This is a genomic window from Duganella sp. S19_KUP01_CR8 (assembly GCF_036688705.1).
Classification (GTDB): Bacteria; Pseudomonadota; Gammaproteobacteria; order Burkholderiales; family Burkholderiaceae_D; genus Rugamonas.
Genome location: NZ_JAQQPR010000010.1, coordinates 114,915 through 136,654, shown reverse-complemented (window position 1 = coordinate 136,654; position 21,740 = coordinate 114,915). Strand labels below are relative to the sequence as shown.

19 protein-coding genes and 1 riboswitch are annotated in these 21,740 nt (G+C 64.8%); of the genes, 3 read left to right on the top strand and 16 right to left on the bottom strand.

Annotation, left to right across the window (positions count from 1 at the left end; translation table 11 throughout):
- Positions 1–57: 57 nt before the first annotated feature.
- Positions 58–3,627, bottom strand: a complete 3,570-nt coding sequence (locus V6M89_RS12535) for an indolepyruvate ferredoxin oxidoreductase family protein (RefSeq protein ID WP_332853477.1) — start codon at positions 3,625–3,627, stop codon at positions 58–60.
- Between the two features lie 328 nt (positions 3,628–3,955).
- Complete coding sequence (hppD, locus tag V6M89_RS12530) at positions 3,956–5,068, bottom strand: 4-hydroxyphenylpyruvate dioxygenase (protein ID WP_116993752.1); 1,113 nt, start codon at positions 5,066–5,068, stop codon at positions 3,956–3,958.
- A 126-nt stretch (positions 5,069–5,194) separates the two neighbouring features.
- On the opposite strand from hppD, the gene V6M89_RS12525 reads away from it, so the two are divergent.
- A complete protein-coding gene (locus V6M89_RS12525; protein WP_008444048.1) occupies positions 5,195–5,716 on the top strand; it encodes an Lrp/AsnC family transcriptional regulator in 522 nt (173 codons plus the stop codon).
- Between the two features lie 11 nt (positions 5,717–5,727).
- Here the strand turns inward: V6M89_RS12525 and dsbD are convergent, their stop codons facing one another.
- From dsbD to V6M89_RS12470, 11 genes are all read right to left on the bottom strand, one after another.
- On the bottom strand, positions 5,728–7,560 hold the full coding sequence (dsbD, locus tag V6M89_RS12520) for a protein-disulfide reductase DsbD (RefSeq protein ID WP_332853476.1): 1,833 nt from the start codon (positions 7,558–7,560) through the stop codon (positions 5,728–5,730).
- Positions 7,561–7,571: 11 nt separating this feature from the next.
- On the bottom strand, positions 7,572–8,468 hold the full coding sequence (locus V6M89_RS12515; RefSeq protein WP_332853475.1) for an FAD:protein FMN transferase: 897 nt from the start codon (positions 8,466–8,468) through the stop codon (positions 7,572–7,574).
- Positions 8,469–8,475: 7 nt separating this feature from the next.
- The gene (locus V6M89_RS12510) at positions 8,476–9,618 is read right to left on the bottom strand and encodes a DUF3570 domain-containing protein (protein WP_332853474.1); all 1,143 of its coding nucleotides are present in this window, start codon (positions 9,616–9,618) and stop codon (positions 8,476–8,478) included.
- Positions 9,619–9,626: 8 nt separating this feature from the next.
- The gene (locus V6M89_RS12505) at positions 9,627–9,842 is read right to left on the bottom strand and encodes a DUF4266 domain-containing protein (RefSeq protein WP_116993748.1); all 216 of its coding nucleotides are present in this window, start codon (positions 9,840–9,842) and stop codon (positions 9,627–9,629) included.
- Positions 9,839–10,333 carry a TlpA family protein disulfide reductase gene (locus tag V6M89_RS12500; protein WP_332853473.1) on the bottom strand — a complete coding sequence of 165 codons (495 nt, stop codon included), beginning with the start codon at positions 10,331–10,333 and terminating at the stop codon, positions 9,839–9,841. The genes V6M89_RS12505 and V6M89_RS12500 overlap by 4 nt, the downstream gene beginning before the upstream one ends.
- 1 nt (position 10,334) lies before the next feature.
- Positions 10,335–12,476 (bottom strand): choice-of-anchor D domain-containing protein, encoded by a 2,142-nt coding sequence (locus tag V6M89_RS12495; protein ID WP_332853472.1) that lies wholly within the window; start codon positions 12,474–12,476, stop codon positions 10,335–10,337.
- A gap of 21 nt (positions 12,477–12,497) precedes the next feature.
- Positions 12,498–12,842, bottom strand: coding sequence for a JDVT-CTERM system glutamic-type intramembrane protease MrtJ (mrtJ, locus tag V6M89_RS12490; protein ID WP_332853471.1), 345 nt, complete (start codon positions 12,840–12,842; stop codon positions 12,498–12,500).
- An 87-nt stretch (positions 12,843–12,929) separates the two neighbouring features.
- Positions 12,930–13,607, bottom strand: a complete 678-nt coding sequence (locus V6M89_RS12485) for a GNAT family N-acetyltransferase (RefSeq protein WP_332853470.1) — start codon at positions 13,605–13,607, stop codon at positions 12,930–12,932.
- Entirely contained in the window at positions 13,604–14,875 is a 1,272-nt protein-coding gene (locus V6M89_RS12480; RefSeq protein ID WP_332853469.1) for a multifunctional CCA addition/repair protein, read from the bottom strand. The genes V6M89_RS12485 and V6M89_RS12480 overlap by 4 nt, the downstream gene beginning before the upstream one ends.
- 5 nt (positions 14,876–14,880) lie before the next feature.
- Complete coding sequence (locus V6M89_RS12475) at positions 14,881–15,597, bottom strand: glutathione S-transferase family protein (protein WP_332853468.1); 717 nt, start codon at positions 15,595–15,597, stop codon at positions 14,881–14,883.
- A 26-nt stretch (positions 15,598–15,623) separates the two neighbouring features.
- Positions 15,624–17,549, bottom strand: coding sequence for a lytic transglycosylase domain-containing protein (locus V6M89_RS12470; protein ID WP_332853467.1), 1,926 nt, complete (start codon positions 17,547–17,549; stop codon positions 15,624–15,626).
- Positions 17,550–17,743: 194 nt separating this feature from the next.
- On the opposite strand from V6M89_RS12470, the gene V6M89_RS12465 reads away from it, so the two are divergent.
- Complete coding sequence (locus tag V6M89_RS12465; protein WP_332853466.1) at positions 17,744–18,250, top strand: 5-formyltetrahydrofolate cyclo-ligase; 507 nt, start codon at positions 17,744–17,746, stop codon at positions 18,248–18,250.
- On the opposite strand, the gene metF is transcribed toward V6M89_RS12465, so the two are convergent.
- The 3 genes from metF to ahcY form a co-directional block, all read right to left on the bottom strand.
- Positions 18,219–19,049 carry a methylenetetrahydrofolate reductase [NAD(P)H] gene (metF, locus tag V6M89_RS12460; RefSeq protein ID WP_332853465.1) on the bottom strand — a complete coding sequence of 277 codons (831 nt, stop codon included), beginning with the start codon at positions 19,047–19,049 and terminating at the stop codon, positions 18,219–18,221. The two genes, V6M89_RS12465 and metF, sit on opposite strands and share 32 nt — an antisense overlap.
- Positions 19,042–19,392: a phage holin family protein gene (locus V6M89_RS12455; RefSeq protein ID WP_026334838.1), complete on the bottom strand. Its 351-nt coding sequence runs from the start codon at positions 19,390–19,392 to the stop codon at positions 19,042–19,044. The genes metF and V6M89_RS12455 overlap by 8 nt, the downstream gene beginning before the upstream one ends.
- A 108-nt stretch (positions 19,393–19,500) precedes the next feature.
- On the bottom strand, positions 19,501–20,928 hold the full coding sequence (ahcY, locus tag V6M89_RS12450) for an adenosylhomocysteinase (RefSeq protein WP_332853464.1): 1,428 nt from the start codon (positions 20,926–20,928) through the stop codon (positions 19,501–19,503).
- A 28-nt stretch (positions 20,929–20,956) separates the two neighbouring features.
- A riboswitch (S-adenosyl-L-homocysteine riboswitch) is annotated at positions 20,957–21,025 on the bottom strand.
- A gap of 108 nt (positions 21,026–21,133) precedes the next feature.
- Between ahcY and V6M89_RS12445 the strand changes: the two genes are divergently transcribed.
- Entirely contained in the window at positions 21,134–21,652 is a 519-nt protein-coding gene (locus V6M89_RS12445) for a hypothetical protein (protein ID WP_332853463.1), read from the top strand.
- The last annotated feature ends 88 nt before the right edge of the window (positions 21,653–21,740 follow it).

Genomic DNA, 21,740 nt, shown 5'->3' with positions numbered 1-21,740 from the left:
ATTTTGGTGCAAAAAAAAGCCGAGGACTAGCCTCGGCTTTTCAGGTGCCCGTCAAACTCAGGCTGCGTGCGGCGCCGCGTCGGACGATGCCGGTTTGCCGAAGGCCGCCAGCAAGGCCGCTTCCTTCTGCTTGGCCGCCTTGAAGTGACGCTCCTTCACGTGGCCGTAGCCGCGGATGTCTTCAGGGATGCTGGCGATGGCCACCGCCTGCGACAGGTTCTCCGCCGTCAGCTTCGGCAGCAGCGAGGTCACGGTGTCGCGGTACTCGCCGATCAGCGCGCGTTCCATCTTGCGCTCCGCCGTGTAGCCGAAGATGTCCAGCTTCGAGCCACGCAGGCCTTTGAACTTGGCCAGCAAGCCGAACGCCTTCATCATCCAAGGGCCGAATTCCTGCTTGATCAGGTGGCCTTCGGCATCGTGCTTGGCCAGCAGCGGCGGCGCCAGGTGGAACTTCAGCTTGATGTCGCCTTCGAACATGCCGGCGATCTTCTGCTGGAATGCACCGTCGGTGTACAGGCGCGCGACTTCATACTCGTCCTTGTACGCCATCAGCTTGTAGAAGTAGCGCGCCACGGCTTCGCTCAGGCGGGTGGTCTTGCCCAGCTTGGCCTCTTCCGCGCGGACCTGGTCGATGAACGATTTATACTGTTTAGCATAATCCGCATCCTGGTAGGCGGTCAGCAGCTCCACGCGGCGGGCGACGACGTCGTCCAGCGTCTGGATGCGTTTGAACTCGATCACCTTGGCCGGCGTGGTCAGCTTGGTCACGGAAGCCAGGTCGTGGGCGGCGGTGCGTCCCCAGTTGAAGGCCGATTTGTTGAAGCCCACCGACACGCCATTGAGCTCGATCGCCTTGATCAGCGATGCTTCGCTCAGCGGCACATGGCCCTTCTGGAACGCATAACCCAGCATGAACATATTGGTGGCGATCGAGTCGCCCATCAGCGCGGTGGCGATCTGGCCGGCGTCGACGAAGTCCACCAGCTCATTGCCGCAGGCCTTGACGATTTCGCCGCGCGAGGAAGCGTCCGGGAACTGCCAGTCCGGATTCTTCACAAACGCCGCCGTCGACGAGCCGGTCGAGTTGATCATCGCGTGCGTGCGGCCTTCGCCCATGCGCGACAGGGCGTCGCGCGAGGCGGTGACGATCAGGTCGCAGCCCACCACCAGGTCGGCGCTGCCGGTGCCGACGCGGGTCGAGTGCAGGTCGGACTGCTTGTCCGCCAGGCGCACGTGCGACATCACCGGGCCGCCCTTCTGGGCCAGTCCGCTCATGTCCAGCACGATGGCGCCCTTGCCTTCGACGTGAGCCGCGACCGCCAGGATCTGGCCGACCGTTACCACGCCGGTGCCGCCGATGCCGGTGATCAGGATGCCGTACGGCGTTTCCGTCGACGGCAGCACAGGCGTAGGCAGCACGGCCTGAGGACCTTCACCCACGGCGGCCTTCTTCGGCTTCTTCAGCGCCCCGCCTTCCACCGTCACAAAGCTCGGGCAGAAACCGGTGGTGCACGAGAAGTCCTTGTTGCAGGACGACTGGTTGATCTGGCGCTTGCGGCCCAGTTCCGTCTCCAGCGGTTCCACCGACAGGCAGTTGGACTGCACCGAGCAGTCGCCGCAGCCTTCGCAGACGGCTTCGTTGATGACCGCGCGCTTGGCCGGATCCGGGTACTCGTTGCGCTTCCGGCGGCGACGCTTCTCGGAGGCGCAGGTCTGGTCGTAGATCATGGCCGAGACGCCCGGCTTGTCGCGCAGTTCGCGCTGCACGTCCATCAACTCGCTGCGATGGCGCACGGTGACGCCTTCCGCCCATTTGTAATCGGCCGGGTATTTTTCCGGTTCGTCAGTGACGACGATGATCGGCGTGACGCCTTCGGCGGCGATCTGGCGCGAGATCATGCCAGGGTCCAGCGGACCGTCGAAGGCCTGGCCGCCGGTCATGGCGACGGCGTCGTTGAACAGGATCTTGTAGGTGATGTTGACCTTGGCCGCCACCGCCGCGCGGATCGCCAGTATCCCGGAGTGGAAGTAGGTGCCGTCGCCCAGGTTGGTGAAGACGTGCTTCTCGTTGGTGAACGGCGCCTGGCCTACCCAGGTCACGCCCTCCGCGCCCATATGGGTGAAGGTCGAGGTTTCGCGGTCCATCCACAGCACCATGTAGTGGCAACCGATGCCGGCCAGCGCGCGCGAGCCTTCCGGCACCTTGGTCGACGAGTTGTGCGGGCAGCCGGAGCAGAAGAACGGCGTGCGGTCGGTCTGCGGATTCGGTTTGACCGACAGCGTTTTCAGCGCCAGTTCCTTCGCTTCCAGGAAGGCCACGCGCTCCTGCACGCGCTGCACGACCGGATGGCCGGCGCAGTAGTGGGCGATGCGCGAGGCGATGGCGCGCGCGATCTGCGCCGGGTTCAGCTCATAGGTGGCTGGCAGCAGCCAGTCGCCGTGGCCGGTCTTGCCCTTGTTGCTCCACTCGCCGGTGTCGTCGAACTTGCCGACCACGCGCGGACGCTCGCCATCCGGCAGGTTGTACAGCTCTTCCTTCAGCGCGTATTCGAGGATCTGGCGCTTCTCTTCGACCACCAGGATCTCGTCCAGGCCCTTGGCGAATTCGTGCACGCCGTCCGCTTCCAGCGGCCAGGTCATGCCGATCTTGTACAGGCGGATGCCGATGTCGGCGGCGGCCTGCTCGTCGATGCCCAGGTCGGCCAGCGCCTGGCGCGTGTCCAGGTAGGATTTGCCGGCGGTGATGATGCCGATCTTCGGCTTCGGCGAGTCCCAGATAATTTTGTTCAGCTTATTCGCGCGGCAGTAGGCCAGTGCGGCGTACCACTTGTAGCTGTTCATCCGCACTTCCATATCGAGCACGGTGTCCGGCCAGCGGATATTCAGGCCGCCGGCTGGCAGCTCGAAGTCGGTCGGCAGTTCGATCTTGACGCGGTCCGGGTCGAAGTCCACCACGGCGCCGGATTCGATGATGTCGGTGACGCACTTCATCGATACCCACAGGCCGGTGTAACGGCTCATGGCCCAGGCGTGCAGGCCGTAGTCGATGTATTCCTGCACCGACGACGGATACAGCACCGGGATGCCGCAGGCGTTGAGGATGTGGTCCGACTGGTGGGCGGTGGACGAGGACTTGGCCGCATGGTCGTCGCCGGCCAGCACCAGCACGCCGCCGTTCTTGGCGGAGCCGGCGTTGTTGGCATGCTTGAAGACGTCGCCGCAGCGGTCGACGCCGGGGCCTTTGCCGTACCACATGGAGAAGACGCCGTCGTATTTGGCGTCCTGGAAAAGATTGGTTTGCTGGGTGCCCCAGACCGCGGTGGCGGCCAGGTCTTCGTTCATCCCCGGATGGAACTTGACGTGGTGCGCGTCCAGGTACTTCTTGGCCTTCATCGCCGTCATGTCGACGCTGGTGACCGGGGAACCGCGATAGCCGGTGATGTAGCCGGCGGTGTTCAGGCCTGCCTTCAGGTCCCGTTCGCGCTGCATCATCGGTAGACGGATCAGGGCCTGGGTGCCGGTCATGAAGGCCCGGCCGCGTTCCAGCGTCCACTTGTCGTCTAGTGAAATTTCGTTGTCCGAGTGCGTGCCCGGCTCCAGTTGCGAGCCCTTGTGAGGTGCGTTCATTGTGTCTCCATTATTCTTTAAGCCATGCGCTACAGGGCCGGATTGGCCCTTTAGCGCGCGATCCGCCGGCTCTTGTGGAGACGACGGAGCGGAAAAATGTGGTTTTTTATAGGGTACCACAGGCCTGTGCCCCGTTCTGTGCGGGACTGCCGGCTTTACACCCAGTGGACTGTAACGCTTAAATTGGGAGCGAAGGACGCGCAGGCGGCGTGCAGGGCAAGGCGCAAAGCGCAGCGATAGCGAGCTATCGCGAGCATTTGCAACGCCGCCATGCGCGTTGCCTGCGCGGCAGGCGCTACCGATTTAAGCGTTACAGTCCACTAGTTCCTTATGCGGCGCTAGGATCCTTCAGCACGCCGCGCTTGATCTGATCCAGCTCGATCGATTCGAACAGCGCGCGGAAGTTACCCTCGCCGAAGCCCTGGTCGCCCTTGCGCTGGATGATCTCGAAGAAGATCGGACCGATGACGTTCTGGCTGAAGATCTGCAGCAGCAGTTCGCGTTCGGTGTCGTTGCTATGGCCGTCGATCAGGATGCGCAGGCGGCGCAGGTCTTCCAGGCGCTCGCCGTGGTTCGGCAGGCGGCGGTTGACCAGTTCATAGTAGGTCTCGATCGTGTCCTGGAAGGCGATGCCGGTTTTCTTCATGCCTTCGACGGACGAGTAGATGTCGTCGGTGCCCAGCGCGATGTGCTGGATGCCTTCGCCGTGGTACTCGTCCAGGTATTCGGCGATCTGCGACTTGTCGTCCGACGATTCATTGATCGGGATGCGCACTTTGCCGCATGGCGACGTCATGGCCTTCGACTTCAGGCCGGTCAGCTTGCCTTCGATGTCGAAGTAGCGCACTTCGCGGAAGTTGAACATCTTCTCGTAGAAGTCCGCCCATTCCTTCATGCGGCCGCGATGGACGTTGTTGGTCAGGTGGTCGATATAGGTAAGGCCATGGCCGACCGGATTGGCGACCGCGCCCGGGATGGCGACGAAGTCGACGTCGTAGATGCTGATGTCGCCGATCGAGCCTTGCTCGCCGCCGTTCTTGCCGCGCCAGCGGTCGACCAGGTAGATCAGCGAATCGCCCACGCCCTTGATGGCGGGGATGTTCAGCTCCATCGGGCCGTTCTTGTTATCGAAACCCCAGGCGCCCTGCTCCAGCGCGCGCTTGTAGGCGAACGCGGAATCCTGCACGCGGATCGCGATGGCGCACACGGACGGGCCGTGGTGGCGGGCGAAGCGCTGGGCGAAGGAGTCCTGCTCGGCGTTGATCAGGAAATTGATGTCGCCCTGGCGATACAGGGTCACATCCTTATGGCGGTGACGGGCGATAGCGGTAAAACCCATGCTCTCGAACAGCGCGCCCAGAGCTTTTGGATCGGGTGCGGCGTATTCGACAAACTCAAAACCATCGGTACCCATCGGGTTGTCCCAAGGCGTAAATTTCATGCGAGTCTCCTTCTTTGAATAGCGCACAGTATAGACCCGCTGCCCCAGCATTAAATTGCAAACAATTCCCACGCATCGCGGTTCTGCGCAATAATATTGCCTGAACTATGAATTTTTGAGGTATTTATGACCAAAATTGCGCTGGACAAAACCGACCGTAAAATTTTGTCAATTTTGCAGGCCGACGGCCGGTTGTCGAACCAGGACGTGGCGGAGCTGGTGGCCCTGTCGCCGTCGCCCTGCCTGCGCCGCATCAAGCGGCTGGAAGAGGCGGGCGTGATCCGTCAATATGTGGCGCTGCTGGACCCGGACAAGATCGGCCTGGGACTGCTGGCCTACGTCAACGTGCGGCTGGAGAAGCACAGCGAAGCGGCGGCGCACAGCAACGCCCGCGCGCTGGGCGCGCCGAACGCGCCGGTATCGCCGCGCGCGGATTTCGCGGTGTCGGTGGAGCAGTGGCCGGAAGTGGTGGCCTGCTATGCGATGACGGGCGAGATGGACTACCTGCTGCGGGTGCACGTGGAAGACATGGACCACTTCTCGCGCTTCATGATGGCGACGCTGCTGCGCCACCCTGCGGTGCTGGACGTGAAATCCTCGTTCGCCCTGCAACGCATCAAGGACACCACCGCGCTGCCGCTGGTATAACGCCGAGCGGCTCAGGAAGTGAGGTGGCGGCTCAGGTGCTGGACGAAGGGTTCGGGCGCCAGGAAGCCGATCACGCGGCTGTTGGGGATCTCCTTGCCGCCGTTGAACAAAATGATGCCCGGAGGGCCGAACAGGCCGAAGCGCTTCATCAGGGCCTTGTCGTCGGCGCTGTTGGCGGTGACATCCACCTGTATTAAACGCACCTGCTTCAACTTGCCGCTGACGGCTGGCTTGGAGAAGGTGAAGCGCTCCATCTCCTTGCAGGACACGCACCAGTCGGCGTAGAAGTCCAGCATCACCGGCGTGGTGCTCGACGCCAGCACCTGATCCAGTTCGGCCACGGTCTTGATGCGGCTGAAGCGGATTTCATCGCCGGCCGGCGCGGCGCCTTCCGCGCGGGCGAGGCTCAGGTGGCCCAGCGGTTGCAGCACGTCGCGGCCGGCGCTGGCGGCGCCCGCCAGTTCAAACAAACCGCCGACCAGGAACGCCAGTCCCAGCGTCTTGCCGACATAGGCGCCCAAGCCGGACTTGGCGCCGGCGGGCAGCGGCTCCAGCACATGCAGGAACACGGCGCACAACAACGCGAACATGCCCCACAAAGCCATCATCACCGTCACAGGGAACACCGGCGTGATCATCCAGATCGCCACCGCGATCAGCAGCAGGCCGAAGATTTTCTTCACACCGTTCATCCAGGCGCCGGCGCGCGGCAACAGGCTGCCGGCCGAGATCCCGGTCAGCAGCAGCGGCACGCTCATGCCGACCGCCATCGAGAACAAGGCCCAGCCGCCGGTCCAGACGTTGCGCGTCTGGCTGATGTAGAGCAGCGCACCGGCCAGCGGGCCAGCCACGCACGGGCCGACGATCAGGGCCGACAAGGCGCCCATGACGAACACGCCGGCGAAGCGGCCGCCGCCCATATTGCCGCTGGTGGCGCTCAAGCGGCTTTGCAGGGCGCTCGGCAGCTGCAGCTGGTAGACGTCGAACATCGACAAGGCCAGGCCGACCAGCAACGCGCCGAACGTCAGCAGCACCCATGGCTTTTGCAGCGCGCCGGCCAGCCCTTCGCCCGCCAGGCCGGCAGCCACGCCGAGCGAGGTGTAGACCAGCGCCATGCCCAGGCAATACGCCAGCGCCAGCGTGAAGCCACGGCCGCGCGACACCGCGCCCTCGCCCACGATGATCGAAGACAGGATGGGCACCATCGGCAGCACGCACGGCGTGAACGACAGCAGCAGGCCGAAGGCAAGGAAGGCCAGGCCGATACGCCATGCGCTGCCGCTTTGCAGCGTGCGCTGGGCGAGCGAGCTGTCGTCCTCGTGGGCCGGCGCGGTGGCCGCCGCCGCCGGCGTGGCGCCGGAGGCGGTGACGGGGGCCGCAGCGCTGGCCGGCGGCGCATCGACCGCCACCAGCTTGCCCGGCGCCGACGGATCGACGCGATAGCTCTGCGTCGCCGGCGAATAGCACAGCCCCGCGTCCGCGCAGCCCTGATAGCCCACTTGCAGCGTGAACGCCGCCGTCGCTGTCACCGGCAGCTTGACCACCAGGCTGTCCTGGTAAGTCTCCATCTCCTTGTTGAAGTTGGTGTCGAACTTGCGCAGCCCTGCCGGCAGCGCCGGCGCTTCCAGCTGCGTGCCGTCCGCTTTGAAACTCAAACGGTCGCGGTACAAGTGATACCCCGGCGCGATCGCCCACGACAACCGCAGCGTGTGCGCGTCGACCAGCTCACCCTTCAGCTGGAACGCCCGATCCGGCTCCAGGAAATCATCCGCTCGCGCACCGGTCGCCAGCGCGATCACCGCCACCAGCAGCGCCATCAAACGCGTCATCCAATTGTTCATCATTTCCATCCTATTCAAACATCCCTGAACAGCATCTGTCCCTGATCGTTCACGGCCAGATACCCCATGTCCGACGCATTCAAAAAATTCAAGCCATCCTGCTGCTTCAGCATCGCGATGGTCGAGCAGCTGCCGGCGGCGATCGCCATCGGCGCCAGCACGCTGACCGAGCGCCAATACCGCACCGGCATGCCATCGCGCGGGTCGAGGATGTGGCAGTAGCGCCGCCCATCGAGCTCGAAGTAGCGCTCGTAATCGCCGCTGGTGGCCAGCGACCCGGTGCTGACCGGTATGCTCGCGATCACGCTGTCCGGATCGCGTGGGTCCTGGATACCGATGCTCCACGGCCGCCCGTTCAGGCGCGGTCCAATGAAACGCATGTCGCCGCCCAGGTTCACATAGCCATGCCTGACGCCCGCATCGGCCAGCAGCGCCGCCGCGCGGTCCGCCGCATACTCCTTGCCGAAGCCGCCGAAATCGATCTCCATGCCGGCCTGGCGCAGCGCCACCTCCTCCGCACCGCAATCCACCTTGTCCCAGCCGACCAGCGCCAGCAAGGGTTCCAGCACCTCCTTGCGCGGCACCTTGGGCTGGCGAAAATCCCAGGCCCGCCGCAGCACGCCGGAGGTGATGTCGAACAGCCCCTCGCTGACGCCGTGCAGCGCCGCCGCATAACCCATCAGCGACATGGTCTCGCTGTCGCAGCGCACCGCCTCCTTGCCCGCCGCCGCATTGATGCGCGAGACGATGCTGTCCGGCCGATAGCGCGAGTACTTGGTTTCGATCCGCAGCACCTCGTCCATGGCCTGCTGCGCCAGCAGCGCCGCCGACTGCGCGTCCGGCGCGGCGAACCGCAACTCGCAGCGGCTGGCCATGGCCTGGAACGTGGTGCGGTGGATTGCGTCTACCATTTGGCGTCTACCATTGCCGGTTGATCGCTATCTGTATCGTCTGCGCCCGCAACGTATCCAGGCCAGGACTGCCTTGGTGGAACAGGCGCCAGCTGCCGCGCTGTTGGTACACCGACGCTTTCACATCGATGGACCACAACTTGTCCAGCTGCTTGCTGACCTTCAGGCCCAACGTCACCGCGCCGAAGCCGGACAGGCGCTGGTCGGCCGACATGTAGCCGCTGCCGTTGTACCCCGGCGGGAACGGCGCGCCCAGTTTCGCGTCGTAGAGCGGATCGTAGTAGAAGCTGGCCGCACTCTGCGAATACAGCCGCACCTCCGGCGTCACGGTCCAGCCCTGCGGCAGCGGCTGCACATATTCGGCCCCCAGCGTATGTCCGCGCACGCCGAAGCTGTCGCGGTAGTAGCGGTAGGACAGCCGGCTGGTGCCGCCGGTCGACGCCAGGTGGTGATTCCAGCGCGCCAGCAGCGTGCTCTCGTTGCGGCTGCGCGGCCGGTTGTCCAGCGCCTTGTACGGATCGGAGAAATAGCCCTCGCCTTCGCTGTGCGTCAGCGTCAGCTGGGCGATGTCGTTGGCCGTCAGCACCTGCGTCACGCCCAGCAGCAGACTGCTGGTGCGCTTCTTCTCGTTAGTGACAATCTTGTTGACGGGATCGATGCGATCGTCCGAGTGGCCAAGGCCGACGGTCCACGTGGTGTTCTTGTTCTCGCTCTCCAGGCTACCTTGCAGCGACAGTGCGCGCGACACGTAATCGTGCTCGGTCGAATACGCCGCGCCGACGGTCACGCTGCCTCGCTCGAAGTAGCGCGTGGCCGAAGCGTCGCCCGCCGTGCGGTGGTCCTGCATGTGCGAGGCGCCCGATATGGCCGTGTGGTAGCGCGGCGAAGCGCCCGACACATCGTCCGACACCAGCGAGGCGCCGATGCTCCACACACCGGCCACCGGCGCCGTGATAGCCACCGACGGCGAGTGCACGGTGACGCGGTCCAGGCCGGACTGGCTGTCCTTGTAGTTCAAATAGCCCAGCGTGATGTTGCCGTTGGCCGGCGGCGTTTCGGCATGCGCCTGCACGCCGGGCAGCATCAGCGCCGCCGTCATGATGGAGGCGGCCAGGCCGCGTCCCGATGCTTGGTCTTCTTTACTCGTCATGGTGGTCCTCAATTGCAGCCGCAACCGCCGCCACCCACACCGGCGCCGCCGGACGAGGCCTCGCGGCTGGTGTAGATATGGTCGTCGAAGCGTGTGAACATATGGCCGTCGCCGAAGGTCATCTCGGTGCGCGCCAGCGTGCCCTTTTCCCAAGGCTGCACATTGCCCAGCGAGGCGCAGCCGGACAGGCCGGCCGCCAGCGCGATCAACAGTAGCGATTTCATTTTACGGCTCCCAATGCGTTCTGGATTTTGCTTTCCAACTCGGCGCGGTCGGTGTCACGGAAGCCGGAGTGCTCCAGCAACACCTTGCCGTCCGGCCCAATCAACACGCTGCTCGGCATGCCCTTGATGCCGTAGCTGCGCGGCGTGGCGCCCTGCGGATCGAAGCCGATGGCGAAGCGCGCCGGCGTCGTCGTCAAGAACTGGCGCGCATCGGCGCTGTTGGCGTCGACGTTGACGCCGACGATCTGCAAGCCCTTGGCGCCATACTTGGCCTGCATCTCGTTCATCCACGGGAAGGACTGGCGGCACGGGCCACACCACGAAGCCCAGAAGTCCACGTACACCACCTTGCCCTGCAGCCTGGCCAGTTTCACCGCGCCGTCCACCCCTTGCAGGTCGAACTGCGGCGCGGCCACGCCCTTCTCCAGTGCCCAGGCCTGGGCCGCGCCCAGCGCGGCGGCCAGCAGCATGGCGATCGATATCGGTTTCATGTCAGCCTCCGATGCGTTTCGATTGGCGACGGCGCCAGCCGATGGCGATGGCCGCCGCGACGATCAGGAACACCATCATCGGGTCGTTGACATCGTCCGAGGCCGAGCAACCGCCGCCGCCTTTGTTAGTCGGCGCGGCGTTGCTTGCCGCCGCCGTACCCTGGCCGCTCAGCGCGATGGTCCAGCTGCTGCCGGCGACGCCGGCCTGTATCACCACGCTGCCGCTGCTGCTGCCGGCGTTGACCGGCGTGTAGCCCACCACCAGGTCGCACGAGGCGCCCGGCGCCAGCGTGACCGGGAAGGCCGCGCAACCAGTGCTGTCCGCCACGGCGGCGAACGGGCCGGTGTAGGCGGCGCTGGCCAGCGTGACGGCGGCGGCGCCGCTATTGGTCAGCGTGAAGCGACGCGTCGGCGCGGCGCTGCCGATGACGACGGCGCCGAAGTCGAAGCTCTGCGGCGCTATCGTCAGCGTCGGCGCGGTGATGACGACGGCCACGCCGTTGCCCTTCAACGCCAGGTGGAACTGCGCACCGCCGTCCGTCACCAGCAGCAGGTCGGCGCTGCGGGCGCCGGCGGCGACAGGCTTGAACGCGGTGGTCAGCGTGCAGCTGGCGCCCGGAGCAACGGTGGCGCTGGCGACGCAGCTGCCGCCGAGGACGAAGTCGCCCGGCTGGTTGCCGCCCAGCGTCAGCGTGGCGATGCTCAACGAGGCGTTGCCGCTGTTGGACAACGTGGTCGTATGAACCGCCGCGCTGCTGCCGACTTGCGTATCGGCGAAGACAATCGGACCGGCTTCGGACAGCAGCGGCGTCGCCGTGGCCTGCTTGGTGCCGGTCCCGGTGATGCCGACTTGCAGCGCAGCCGCATTCGAGCTCACCGCCAGCGCCGCCGTGACCGCGCCTTCCGCCGTCGGTGCAAAGCGCACCGGCACTGCGCAGCTGGCGCCCACCGCCAGGCTGGCGCCGCAATCGCTGCCGCCCAGGCTGAAGCTGGCCGCGCCCGATCCAGTCAAGCCGATGTTGTTCAAACCGATGGCGACGTTGCCGGTGTTGGCCAGCGTGACCGTCTGCGCCACTGCGGCGGCGCCGATGGTCTGCGTGCCGAAGGCGATGGCCGACGGCGTGGCCGTCAATGCCGGCGCCGGCGTGGCGGCGCTGCCGGACAGGCCAACCGTGGCGTTGCCGTTGGATGCGTTGGAGGCCAGCGTCAGGCTGGCGGAGAAGGCGCCGGCTGCAACCGGCAGCGCTTGCAGCGTCACCGTGCAGCTGCCGCCCGCAGGCACCGGTGTGGCGACCGCGCAGCTGCCGCCCAGCGTGAAGATACCGGCATTGGCGCCGCCCAGCGCAATGGAGCTGAAGGTCAGCGCGGCCTGGCCGCTGTTACTGACGGTGATGGTCGACACGGCGGAAGGAGTGCCCGTCAGCAGCGTGCCGAAATTGACGCTGGCCGCAGACAGGGCGATGGTGGCCTGCGGCGTGGCGTTGCCGGTGCCGCTGAGCGCGACGCTGCTGCTGCCGCCGGTGGCGTTGTGCGTGATGGTCAGCGAGGCCGCGCGCGCGCCTGCCGCCGTCGGCTTGAAGCTGGCTTGCACGGTGCAGCTGGCGCCCGCCGCGACGGCGCCGCCATTGGCGCAGCTGCCGCCGGCGACACTGAAGTCGCCCGCTGCCGCGCCGGCGATGGAGATGTTGCCGATATTGAGCGTGGCGTTGCCGGTATTGCTCAAGGTGGCGGCCAGCGGTCCGGCCGTCTGGCCGATGCTGGTGCCGCTGAAGGTCAGGCTGGCCGGCGCCAGCGAGGCTGCCGGCGCGGCCACCACGTTCGGATTGCCGATAAAGGCCGCCAAATCGGCCAGCTCCGTCGCGCTGAATTTTCCGTTGTACAGGCTACCCATGCCACCCTTGTTGGTGGCGATGGCGTTCTGGATCACGGACGGCTGGTTGGCCGCCGCCAGGATGCCGTTGACGTTATTCGCCGGCGTGGAGCTGTGGCAGGTGGCGCACGAAGCGCCGCCGGACACCGGCCCGTTCAGATACAGGCTCTTGCCGTTCAAGGCATCTGCCGCATAGGCGCCCTGCCCCATCACACCGACCAGCAGGACCGCAGTCCACCGCAGCCGGAATACCTTTGCTAACAAGCCTGTCATGACACTCTCCTGAAGATTGATTTAAAAGCCGCAGACAGAGATCGCAAAGGCATTCATGCCGCTGTGCGCCAGCGCGCACCAGGTCCAGCTTCGGCTGCGCTGGTAGAGCAGCGCCAGCGCCAGTCCCGGCGCCAGCACCGCCAGCGCGTGCTGCCAGCCGGAGCCCATATGCAGCAAGCCGAAAACCGCCGTCGACACCAGCACGGGCCCCGCCTTCGCCAACGGCTGCTGGCGCGTCAGCCACTCCTGCAGCCCGGCCCTGACCACACACTCTTCCAGCGCGGGCGAGAGCAGCAGCAAGCGAAGGCAGACGGCGAAGTCCGGCGCCTGCAACTGCGTGCTGCAAAAATGAGTAATCGACGACACGGAATTTGGTTGGTTTTGCTGCCGGTTGCGTATCTTGTCCGACCGTTCATACCCGGCCGATCAGCAAAGGTTCTAACGGGGAGAGATTTATTTTCGGCCGAGCAGGCGGTCGAACCATTTGGCGGCGATGCGCTTGTTGGCTTTGAGGGTGTAGTCCAGCGTGGCGAATTGCTCGTCCAGCGCTTCTTGCAGCATGCTGGCCGGATTGGCCGGCAGCAGTTTCAGGTAGGCGTCCGCTTCGCCATGGTCGCGATGGATTTCCATGCCGGCTTTTTTCGCGATGTGCATCATGGTCTTGTTGGACGACAGGCAGTGCATGTACAGCGTGTCGACATCGTTGTTGCGGCAGTGGATGGCGGCGCGCTCGAACAACTTGGTGCCCATGCCCATGCCGCGCGCCGAGCGGCTGACCGACACGCCGAATTCCGCCACCCGCTCCTTGTCGGTGACGGCGCTCCTCGATTCATCGCGCGGCGCGAACGCCAGGTGGCCCACCGCCACCAGCTTGAACACCCGGTTGTACACGCCGAACACCATGTCGCGCGAAAAGTCGATGCGGTTGACGTAGCTCGCCACCTGCTCGTCCGGCAGCACGGTGCCGAAGCGCAGCAGGCGGTCGCTGTCCTCAAGGCCGAGGAAGTGCTTGACCATGCGCCGCCGATCGCGTTCGCGCAGCTCCTTGACCAGAACCGTCGGACGGCGTTTTCCGTCTTTGTGCTTGCCCCAGCGGCGCAGCGGATTCTGGAAAAGGTCGATCGAGCTCATATGATCGGCATGCCCGCTTCGTCCTCGTCGTCGGCATCGGCGGCACGCAGCGCCACTTTCACCGCCGTCACGCGCGCGCGGTGCACCAGTTCCGGGATGCGTTGCGGGTTGGCGGTACAGCCTTGCGCGATTTCACCGGCGTTGACGCCGCGCGCGGCGGCCAGCGCCGTCTCCAGGTGCGCCAGTTGCGGGAACGGCGCATCGCGGAAGCTGGCGCTTGGGCCGATGCGGCCGCGCGAATCGCATTCGGTCGCCAGCAGCATCTGCGAGAAGCGCGCCGGCTTGCGGAAGGCGTCGCAGCGCTCCAGCAGGGTGACGATGGTGTTGGGCCGCAGCTGCAGGGCGCGGCCGACGTTGCCGTGTTCGCGCGCCGTCATCACGGCCAGGTCGCGGCATTCGGTCGGCACCTTCAGCCGTTTGCACACCTGCTCCACCAGCTTGACGCCCAGGCCTTCGTGGCCATGGTGCGCGGGCCAGTTCTCGGGAGGCGTCGCGCCCTTTCCCAGGTCGTGCATCAGGCAGGCGAAGCGCGTGGCGAGTTCGTGGCCCGCCTCCGCCGCGCAGTCGATCACTTGCAGCATGTGGACGCCGGTATCGATCTCGGGATGCCATTTCTCCGGCTGCGGCACGCCCCACAACACGTCCAGCTCCGGCAGGATGCGCGCCAGCGCGCCGCAATCGCGCAGCACTTCCAGCATGCGCGAAGGCTTGTCTTCCATCAGGCCGCGCGACAGTTCCTGCCACACGCGTTCCGGCACCAGCGCATCGACTTCGCCCTGCTCCACCATCTGCCGCATCAGCGCATTGGTTTCCGGCGCCACGCGGAAGTCGCTGAAGCGCGCGGCGAAACGGGCCACGCGCAGGATACGCACGGGGTCTTCGGCAAACGCTTCGGATACGTGGCGGAAGATGCGCCGCTCCAGGTCGCGCCGGCCGCCATATGGGTCGGTCAGCGTGCCGTCGTCGGCGCGGGCGATGGCGTTGATGGTCAGGTCGCGGCGTACCAGGTCGTCTTCCAGCGTGACGTCGGGCGAGGTGTGGAACACAAAGCCCTTGTAGCCCGGGGCGGTCTTGCGCTCGGTGCGGGCCAGCGCATATTCTTCCTGCGTCTTCGGGTGCAGGAACACCGGGAAGTCCTTGCCGACCGGGCGAAAGCCCTTGGCCAGCATGTCGTCCGGCGTGGCGCCGACGACGACGTGATCGTGGTCCTTGACCGGCAGGCCCAGCAATTCATCGCGCACGGCGCCGCCGACTACATAAATCCGCATAGTCGTCAGTCCGGCATTTCGGCGTCGTGCTTGGGCGCCGTTTCGGTTTCGGCCATCGCTTCCTCGACCCAGCGGGCCACGGCGGGATGGGCCAGCACGCGCTGGCAGTAGGCGTCCAGCGCCGGCGCCAGCGACACGCCGTAGGTACGGAAGCGCATGACGACCGGCGCGTAGTAGGCGTCGGCGATCGAGAAATCGCCGAACAGGAACTGGTGGTGGCCGAAGCGCGACAGGCACTCTTCCCAGATTTCGCTGATGCGGCCGATGTCGGCCTGGGTGCCGTTGGTGCGGCCCTTGCCCGGATAGCTGGCGCGGATGTTCATCGACATCGAGGTGCGCAGGTCGGCAAAGCCGGCGTGCATCTCGGCGCACACCGAACGCGCCATCGCGCGCGCGGCCACGTCCTGCGGCCACAGGTGCAGCTCCTGGAATTGCTCGGCGAGGTATTCGCAGATCGCCAGGCTGTCCCAGATCGTCATCTCGCCGGCCAGCAGCACCGGCACGCGGCCGCTGGCCGAGTAGCCGCAGATGCGGTTGGCGGTGTCGTCCTGGTCCAGCAGCACGCGCACTTCCTGGAACGGGATGCCGAAGGCGGTCATCGCCACCCACGGACGCATCGACCACGACGAATAGTTCTTGTTGCCGATGATGAGCGTCAGGCCCGGCTCGCGCGCGGCGGCCAGGGATTGCGACAGGCTGGGATCAAGTTGAGTGGTCTGCATGATGCGTCCAAAGGTGGTTGTAGTTGTCAGCGCGAGCCGAAGCTCGACTCCTGCTGTTCCTGTTCGGTGTAGCCTCTCGGCGCGACGTTGCCCAGGCGCGCCTTCAACGATTGCGGGCGGCCTTCGAACAAGGCCGCGTAGTAGGTGGTGTTCGACATCACGTTCTTGACGTAGGTGCGGGTTTCGACGAACGGAATCGACTCGATGAAGACCGCGCTGTCCATCGGCTTGGTCAAGGTCGAACGCCACGAACGCAGGCGGCCCGGCCCGGCGTTGTAGGCGGCGGTGGCCAGCACCTGCGAGCCGTCCATATTCCCAAGCACCATGTTCAGGTAGTTCGCGCCCAGCAGGATGTTGGTGCGCACGTCGCTCAGCATGTCCTGCGCGAAGTCGGTCAGGCCGATCTTCTTGGCCACCCAGCGGCCGGTGGACGGCATCACCTGCATCAGGCCCGAGGCGCCGACATGCGATTGCGCGTCCATGATGAAGCGCGACTCTTGCCGTATCAGGCCGTACACCCAGGCCTTGTCCAGGCCCAGCGTCTGCGTGGTCGGGTGCATGATGTCGATGTGCGGCGACGGGAAGCGTTGCGTGTAGTCGACCTGGATGCGGGTGCGGTCCGAGGTGTTGACCATGCGGTCGAGGATATTGTTCTGGCGCGCGAATTCGGCGGCGGCCAGGTGTTCGCGTTCGCTCAGGCTGCGCAGGCCCCAGTTCCACTCACGCGTTCCTTCAAAGCGCAGGCGCATGCTGAAGAACTTGATGGCGCGCTGGAAGTTGGGATTGGCGGCGATCGGCACGATCTCGGACTGGGCGATCGGCAGGCCTGGCAGCGGAATGGTAATCAGCTTGCCGGTTTCCTCCAGCGCCAGCTGGCCGTAGAAGTTGGGCTGGTCCGAGATGCTGCGGAACAGCTGCATCGCTTCGCCCGTCGCCTGGATGGAACCCGCCTGCGCCATCAGCGCGCGGCCCAGCCAGTAGACCCAGGCCGGATCGGCGCGCAGCGCGGACGGCATGCTGCGGATGTTCTTCTCCACCTGCTTCCAGTCGCCGTTGCGCAGCGCGATGCGGGTCTTCCACTGGATCTGGTCGATCGACAGCGCGGCGCCGTTCGATTTCTGCCAGTACTCGGTGGTTTCCTGCGACAGCGAATACGACGATTGCAGCGCCACCGCGGCCCAGGCTTCCTGCTGTTCCTGCGGGGTCAGTTTGGACGCGGCCTTGTTCAGCGCCAGCACCGCCAGCTTGGTGCTGGTCTTGGCCATGCGGCCGATGGCGACGATGTAGATTTCGTGTTCGACGCGGCCGTTGCCCACGCCCTTGGCCAGCGCGATGGCCGGCAGGTCGACCGCCTGCACGGCCTTCTTCTCGTTCCCGTCCAACAGCGCGACGATGCGGCGCGCCTGGCCGGTGGCGTTGTACTCGCCGGACAGGCGCAGCTGCGCGTACAGGTCGTCGATATTGAACTGGCCGGCCCCGTACAGCGTGGCGATCAGGCCCGCGCACGGTTCGCCGTAGCCGTTCGGCGCGGTGAGCAGCTCGCGCGCTTCGCCCGCCACCTTCTGGCCCTTGAGCGCGCGCGATTGCAGCGCGTAGCATTTGACCTGGGTATCGTCGTTCAGCACGAACAGCGGCAGCTGTTCGTCGAAGGTGGCCCAGTCGCGCTTGCGGCCCAGCTCCAGCAGCCAGTCGTTGCGCAGGCGGTCGACGATGGCCTGGCCTTCGTAGCGCTTCATGAAATCGCGGATTTCCGCTTGCGAAGCATCCTTCAGGCGCGGTTTCAGCCGATAATAATCGACGTAAGACGGAATGGAATAATCGCCCAGGCGGGCGGCGTAGAAATCGGCCTTGGATGCATCGTCCTGGCGCACGGCGTCGCGCAGCAGCAGGAAGGAATCGTCCGCCCTGCGGCCGTCATCGCCAATGTCGTCGGCGTGGGCCAGGGAGCTCATGGCCACTGCGGCAAAGGCGGCGGCGCCGGCAATCCATTTTAAAGCGGAAATCAATGTGCAACTCTCTAAAGTCTTGAAAATCTGAACCTATGACCAGCGACCCTAGAATACCACGCGCCACGACTGCACCACCAGTCCCGCCAGCCCCGCAAAAGGCCGATTTACGCAAGCAATTGTTGACTGCGCGGCGTGCTGTGGACGCCGCCACGCGCGCCGCGTGGGACGATGCGATCGGCGCGCAGGTGATCGCCTGGTGGAAGGCGGCGCAGCCGGCGGCGCTGGGCGTGTACTGGCCGCTGCGCGACGAGCCGGACCTGCAGGCGGCCTACGTGGAGCTGGCGCGCCTGGGCGCGAAGCTGCTGCTGCCGGTGGTGGTGGAAAAACATGCGGCGCTGGAGTTTGCCGAATGGCGCATCGGCGAGGCGATGGTCAAGGATGCGATGGGGGTGGCGGTGCCGGCCGACCTGCGCTTGCAGGCGGCGTATCCGCCGGCGCTGCTGGTGCCGTGCCTGGGGTTTAATCCGCAGGGCTACCGGCTGGGATATGGCGGCGGCTTCTACGACCGCACGCTGGCGCGCTCACCGCGTCCGCAGACACTGGGAATAGCCTACCAGTGCCTGCAGATACAGTTCGACAGCGACGGTCACGATGTGGCGCTGGACCGCATTATCACGGAACTAGACGCTGCCACAACGCGGTAGTCGCCGCGGCCTGGTTCATGCTGTAGAAGTGCAGGCCGGGCGCGCCGCCCGCCAGCAGGCGTTCGCACAGCGCCGTCACCACGTCCAGGCCGAAGGCCTTGATCGAGGCGCTGTCGTCGCCGAAGCTGGCCAGCTTCAATCGCACCCAGCGCGGGATCTCGGCGCCGCACATGTCCGAGAAGCGCATCAGCTGCGTGTAGTTCGTGATCGGCATGATGCCGGCCACGATGGGCACGTCGATGCCAAGCTTGCGGGTCTGCTCGACGAACTGGAAATAGGCGTCGGCGTTGTAGAAGTACTGGGTGATGGCGGCATTGGCGCCGGCCTTCACTTTGCGCTCGAACGCCAGCAGGTCGTCCTGCGGCGACTTGGCCTGCGGGTGCACTTCCGGATAGGCCGCCACTTCGATGTGGAACCATTCGCCGGTCTCCTGGCGGATGAACTCCACCAGCTCGTTCGCGTAGCGGAACTCGCCGGCCGCGCCGTAGCCGCTCGGCAGGTCGCCGCGCAGCGCGACGATGCGCTTGATGTTGTGGGCCTTGAATTCCGTGAGGATCTCGCGGATCGATTCGCGCGTGCCGCCGACGCAGGACAGGTGCGGCGCGGCGTCTTCACCGGCGGCGAGGATTTCCACCACGGTGTCGAGCGTGCCGCGCTGCGTGCTGCCGCCGGCGCCGAAGGTCACGGAAAAATATTTGGGTTTGAGCTCGGACAGCTTGGCGCGCGTGACGCGCAGCTTTTCCGCCCCCTCCGCCGTCTTGGGCGGAAAGAACTCGATACTGAAATTATGATTAGCCATCTGACTTCTTCAAAAGTAAGGTAGACAGGGCCCAGGAAATCACGCTGTACAACAGTGCGCCACCGATCGCCGAAGCGAAGCTGTCGACGTGGAAGCCGTCCACCCATTGGGCGACCAGCCAGAACATGAAGCCGTTGATGATGAAGATGAACAGGCCCAGCGACACCACGGTCACGGGCAGCGTCAGCAACAACAGCACGGGGCGTATCAGCGTATTGACCAGGCCCAGTACAAGAGCCGCGACGAGGGCTGCGCCTATGCTTGTGACATCGACGGAATGCATCAGGTAGGGAACTGCCAGCAAGGCAATTGCATTGATTAACCAGGTAAGGACCAAACGCATAAGTGAACTCGCTGCAAGATGCGTCGCTCCCGCGCAGGCGGGAGTCCATAGAACGCCGGATTTGGACGCTCAGCATGGATCCCCGCTTTCGCGGGGACGACAACGGTTTTAGTAACGGTAGTGGTCTGGCTTGTACGGGCCGGCCTGCGACACGCCGATGTACGACGCTTGCTCTTCGGTCAGCACGGTCAGCTGCGCGTTCAGTTTCTTCAACTGCAGGCGCGCCACTTTCTCGTCCAGGTGCTTAGGCAGCACGTACACGCCGACCGGATACTTGTCGGTGTTGGCGAACAGCTCGATCTGGGCGATGGTCTGGTTGGCGAACGACGACGACATCACATACGACGGATGGCCGGTGCCGCAACCCAGGTTGACCAGGCGGCCTTCGGCCAGCAGGATGATGCGTTTACCCGACGGGAAGATCACGTGGTCGACTTGCGGCTTGATGTTGTCCCAGGTGTACTTCTTCAGCGCGGCGACATCGATCTCGTTGTCGAAGTGGCCGATGTTGCAGACGATGGCCTGGTCCTTCATGGCCAGCATGTGCTTCTCGGTCAGGATGTGATAGTTGCCGGTGCAGGTGACGAAGATGTCGCCGTGTTCCGCAGCGTAGTCCATGGTGACGACGCGGTAGCCTTCCATCGCCGCCTGCAGTGCGCAGATCGGATCGATTTCGGTGACCCAAACCTGCGCCGACAGCGCGCGCATGGCTTGCGCCGAGCCCTTGCCGACGTCACCGTAACCGGCGATCACGGCGACCTTACCGGCGATCATCACGTCGGTGGCGCGCTTGATGCCGTCGACCAGCGATTCGCGGCAACCGTACAGGTTGTCGAACTTGGACTTGGTGACGGAGTCGTTGACGTTGATCGCAGGGAAGGCCAGCTTGCCTTCTTTGTGCATCTGGTACAGGCGGTGCACGCCGGTGGTGGTTTCCTCGGTCACGCCCAGGATTTGCGGCAGACGCTTGGAGTACCACAGCGGGTCGATCGCCAGGTGGGTCTTGATGGCGTTGAACAGGCAGATCTCTTCTTCGGAGCCTGGGTTGGCCAGCACCGACAGATCTTTTTCAGCGCGCGCGCCCAGATGCAGCAGCAGCGTGGCGTCGCCGCCGTCGTCGAGGATCATGTTCGAGTAAACCGCGTTGCCCGAAGCGTCGGCTGGCCATTCGAAGATGCGGTGGGTGTAGTCCCAGTATTCGTCCAGGGTTTCGCCCTTGATGGCGAACACCGGGGTGCCGGCGGCGGCGATGGCGGCGGCGGCGTGGTCCTGGGTCGAGTAGATGTTGCACGATGCCCAGCGGACCTTGGCGCCCAACGCTTCCAGCGTCTGGATCAGCACGGCGGTCTGGATGGTCATGTGCAGCGAACCGGTGATGCGCGCGCCCTTCAGCGGTTGCGTAGCGGCGAATTCCTCACGGATGGCCATCAGGCCAGGCATTTCGGTTTCGGCAATCTTGATTTCTTTGTCGCCCCAGGCGGCCAGGGAGATGTCGGCGACCAGGAAGTCTTGTGCGGATTTGAGTACGGCGTTCATCACGCCCTCCTTTCATGTGTTGAAAAAAGTAACGTGAGCGCGGTTTGGGACTCCGAGCCTGGCGAATTCATGATTCGTCGCAACGCTCCTCGGAAGGCGCATTTTAGCACCGTTGCGTATGACAGGCACAAGAAATTCTACTTTGAGCCTGCGCAAATAGACCATATACAGACAGCCTATAGTGAACTTTTGCCCGGAGCACGCCATGCCACTCGACCCACGCGATGCAATCTGGAATGAAACCCATGCCTTGCTTTACAACACACGGTATGCCGAGGAAATCGAGAAGGCGCTGCTGGCGCGCTGGACATGGCTGGACAGCATCAGCAAAATCGCCGTGGCGATCTCATCCGGTGGCGGCGCGCTGGCCGGCCTCGTATTCTGGAAGAACAGCGACTATACTTTTCTATGGCCGCTGTTTACGTCGGCGAGTACGCTGCTCGCCATCGTATCCAAGCAACTGTCCGTCGCGGACAAACTCAAGCGACATGCGACGTCGGCGGTTGGGATGTCGGCGTTGGCCGTCAATATCTCCAGCCTGATTGTTCGGATGAAGATCAACACCGACTTTTCGACCGCTGAATTCGAGAAAAAATTACTGGGATCGCTGGACAAGTACGGCATTGAATACACCAAGCTGCCGTACGATTTGCTGTTGACGCACGCGCTGCGCGTTAAAACTCAGCAACGGCTCAACGCCATGCTGGACGCCACGCCACGCTGACAGGGAAAGGAAAGAGCATGAATAACGATGACTTCCGCCGTAAGTATCTGCCACCGAATCCGCCGCCGCCGCCGCCGCTGCGGCCCAA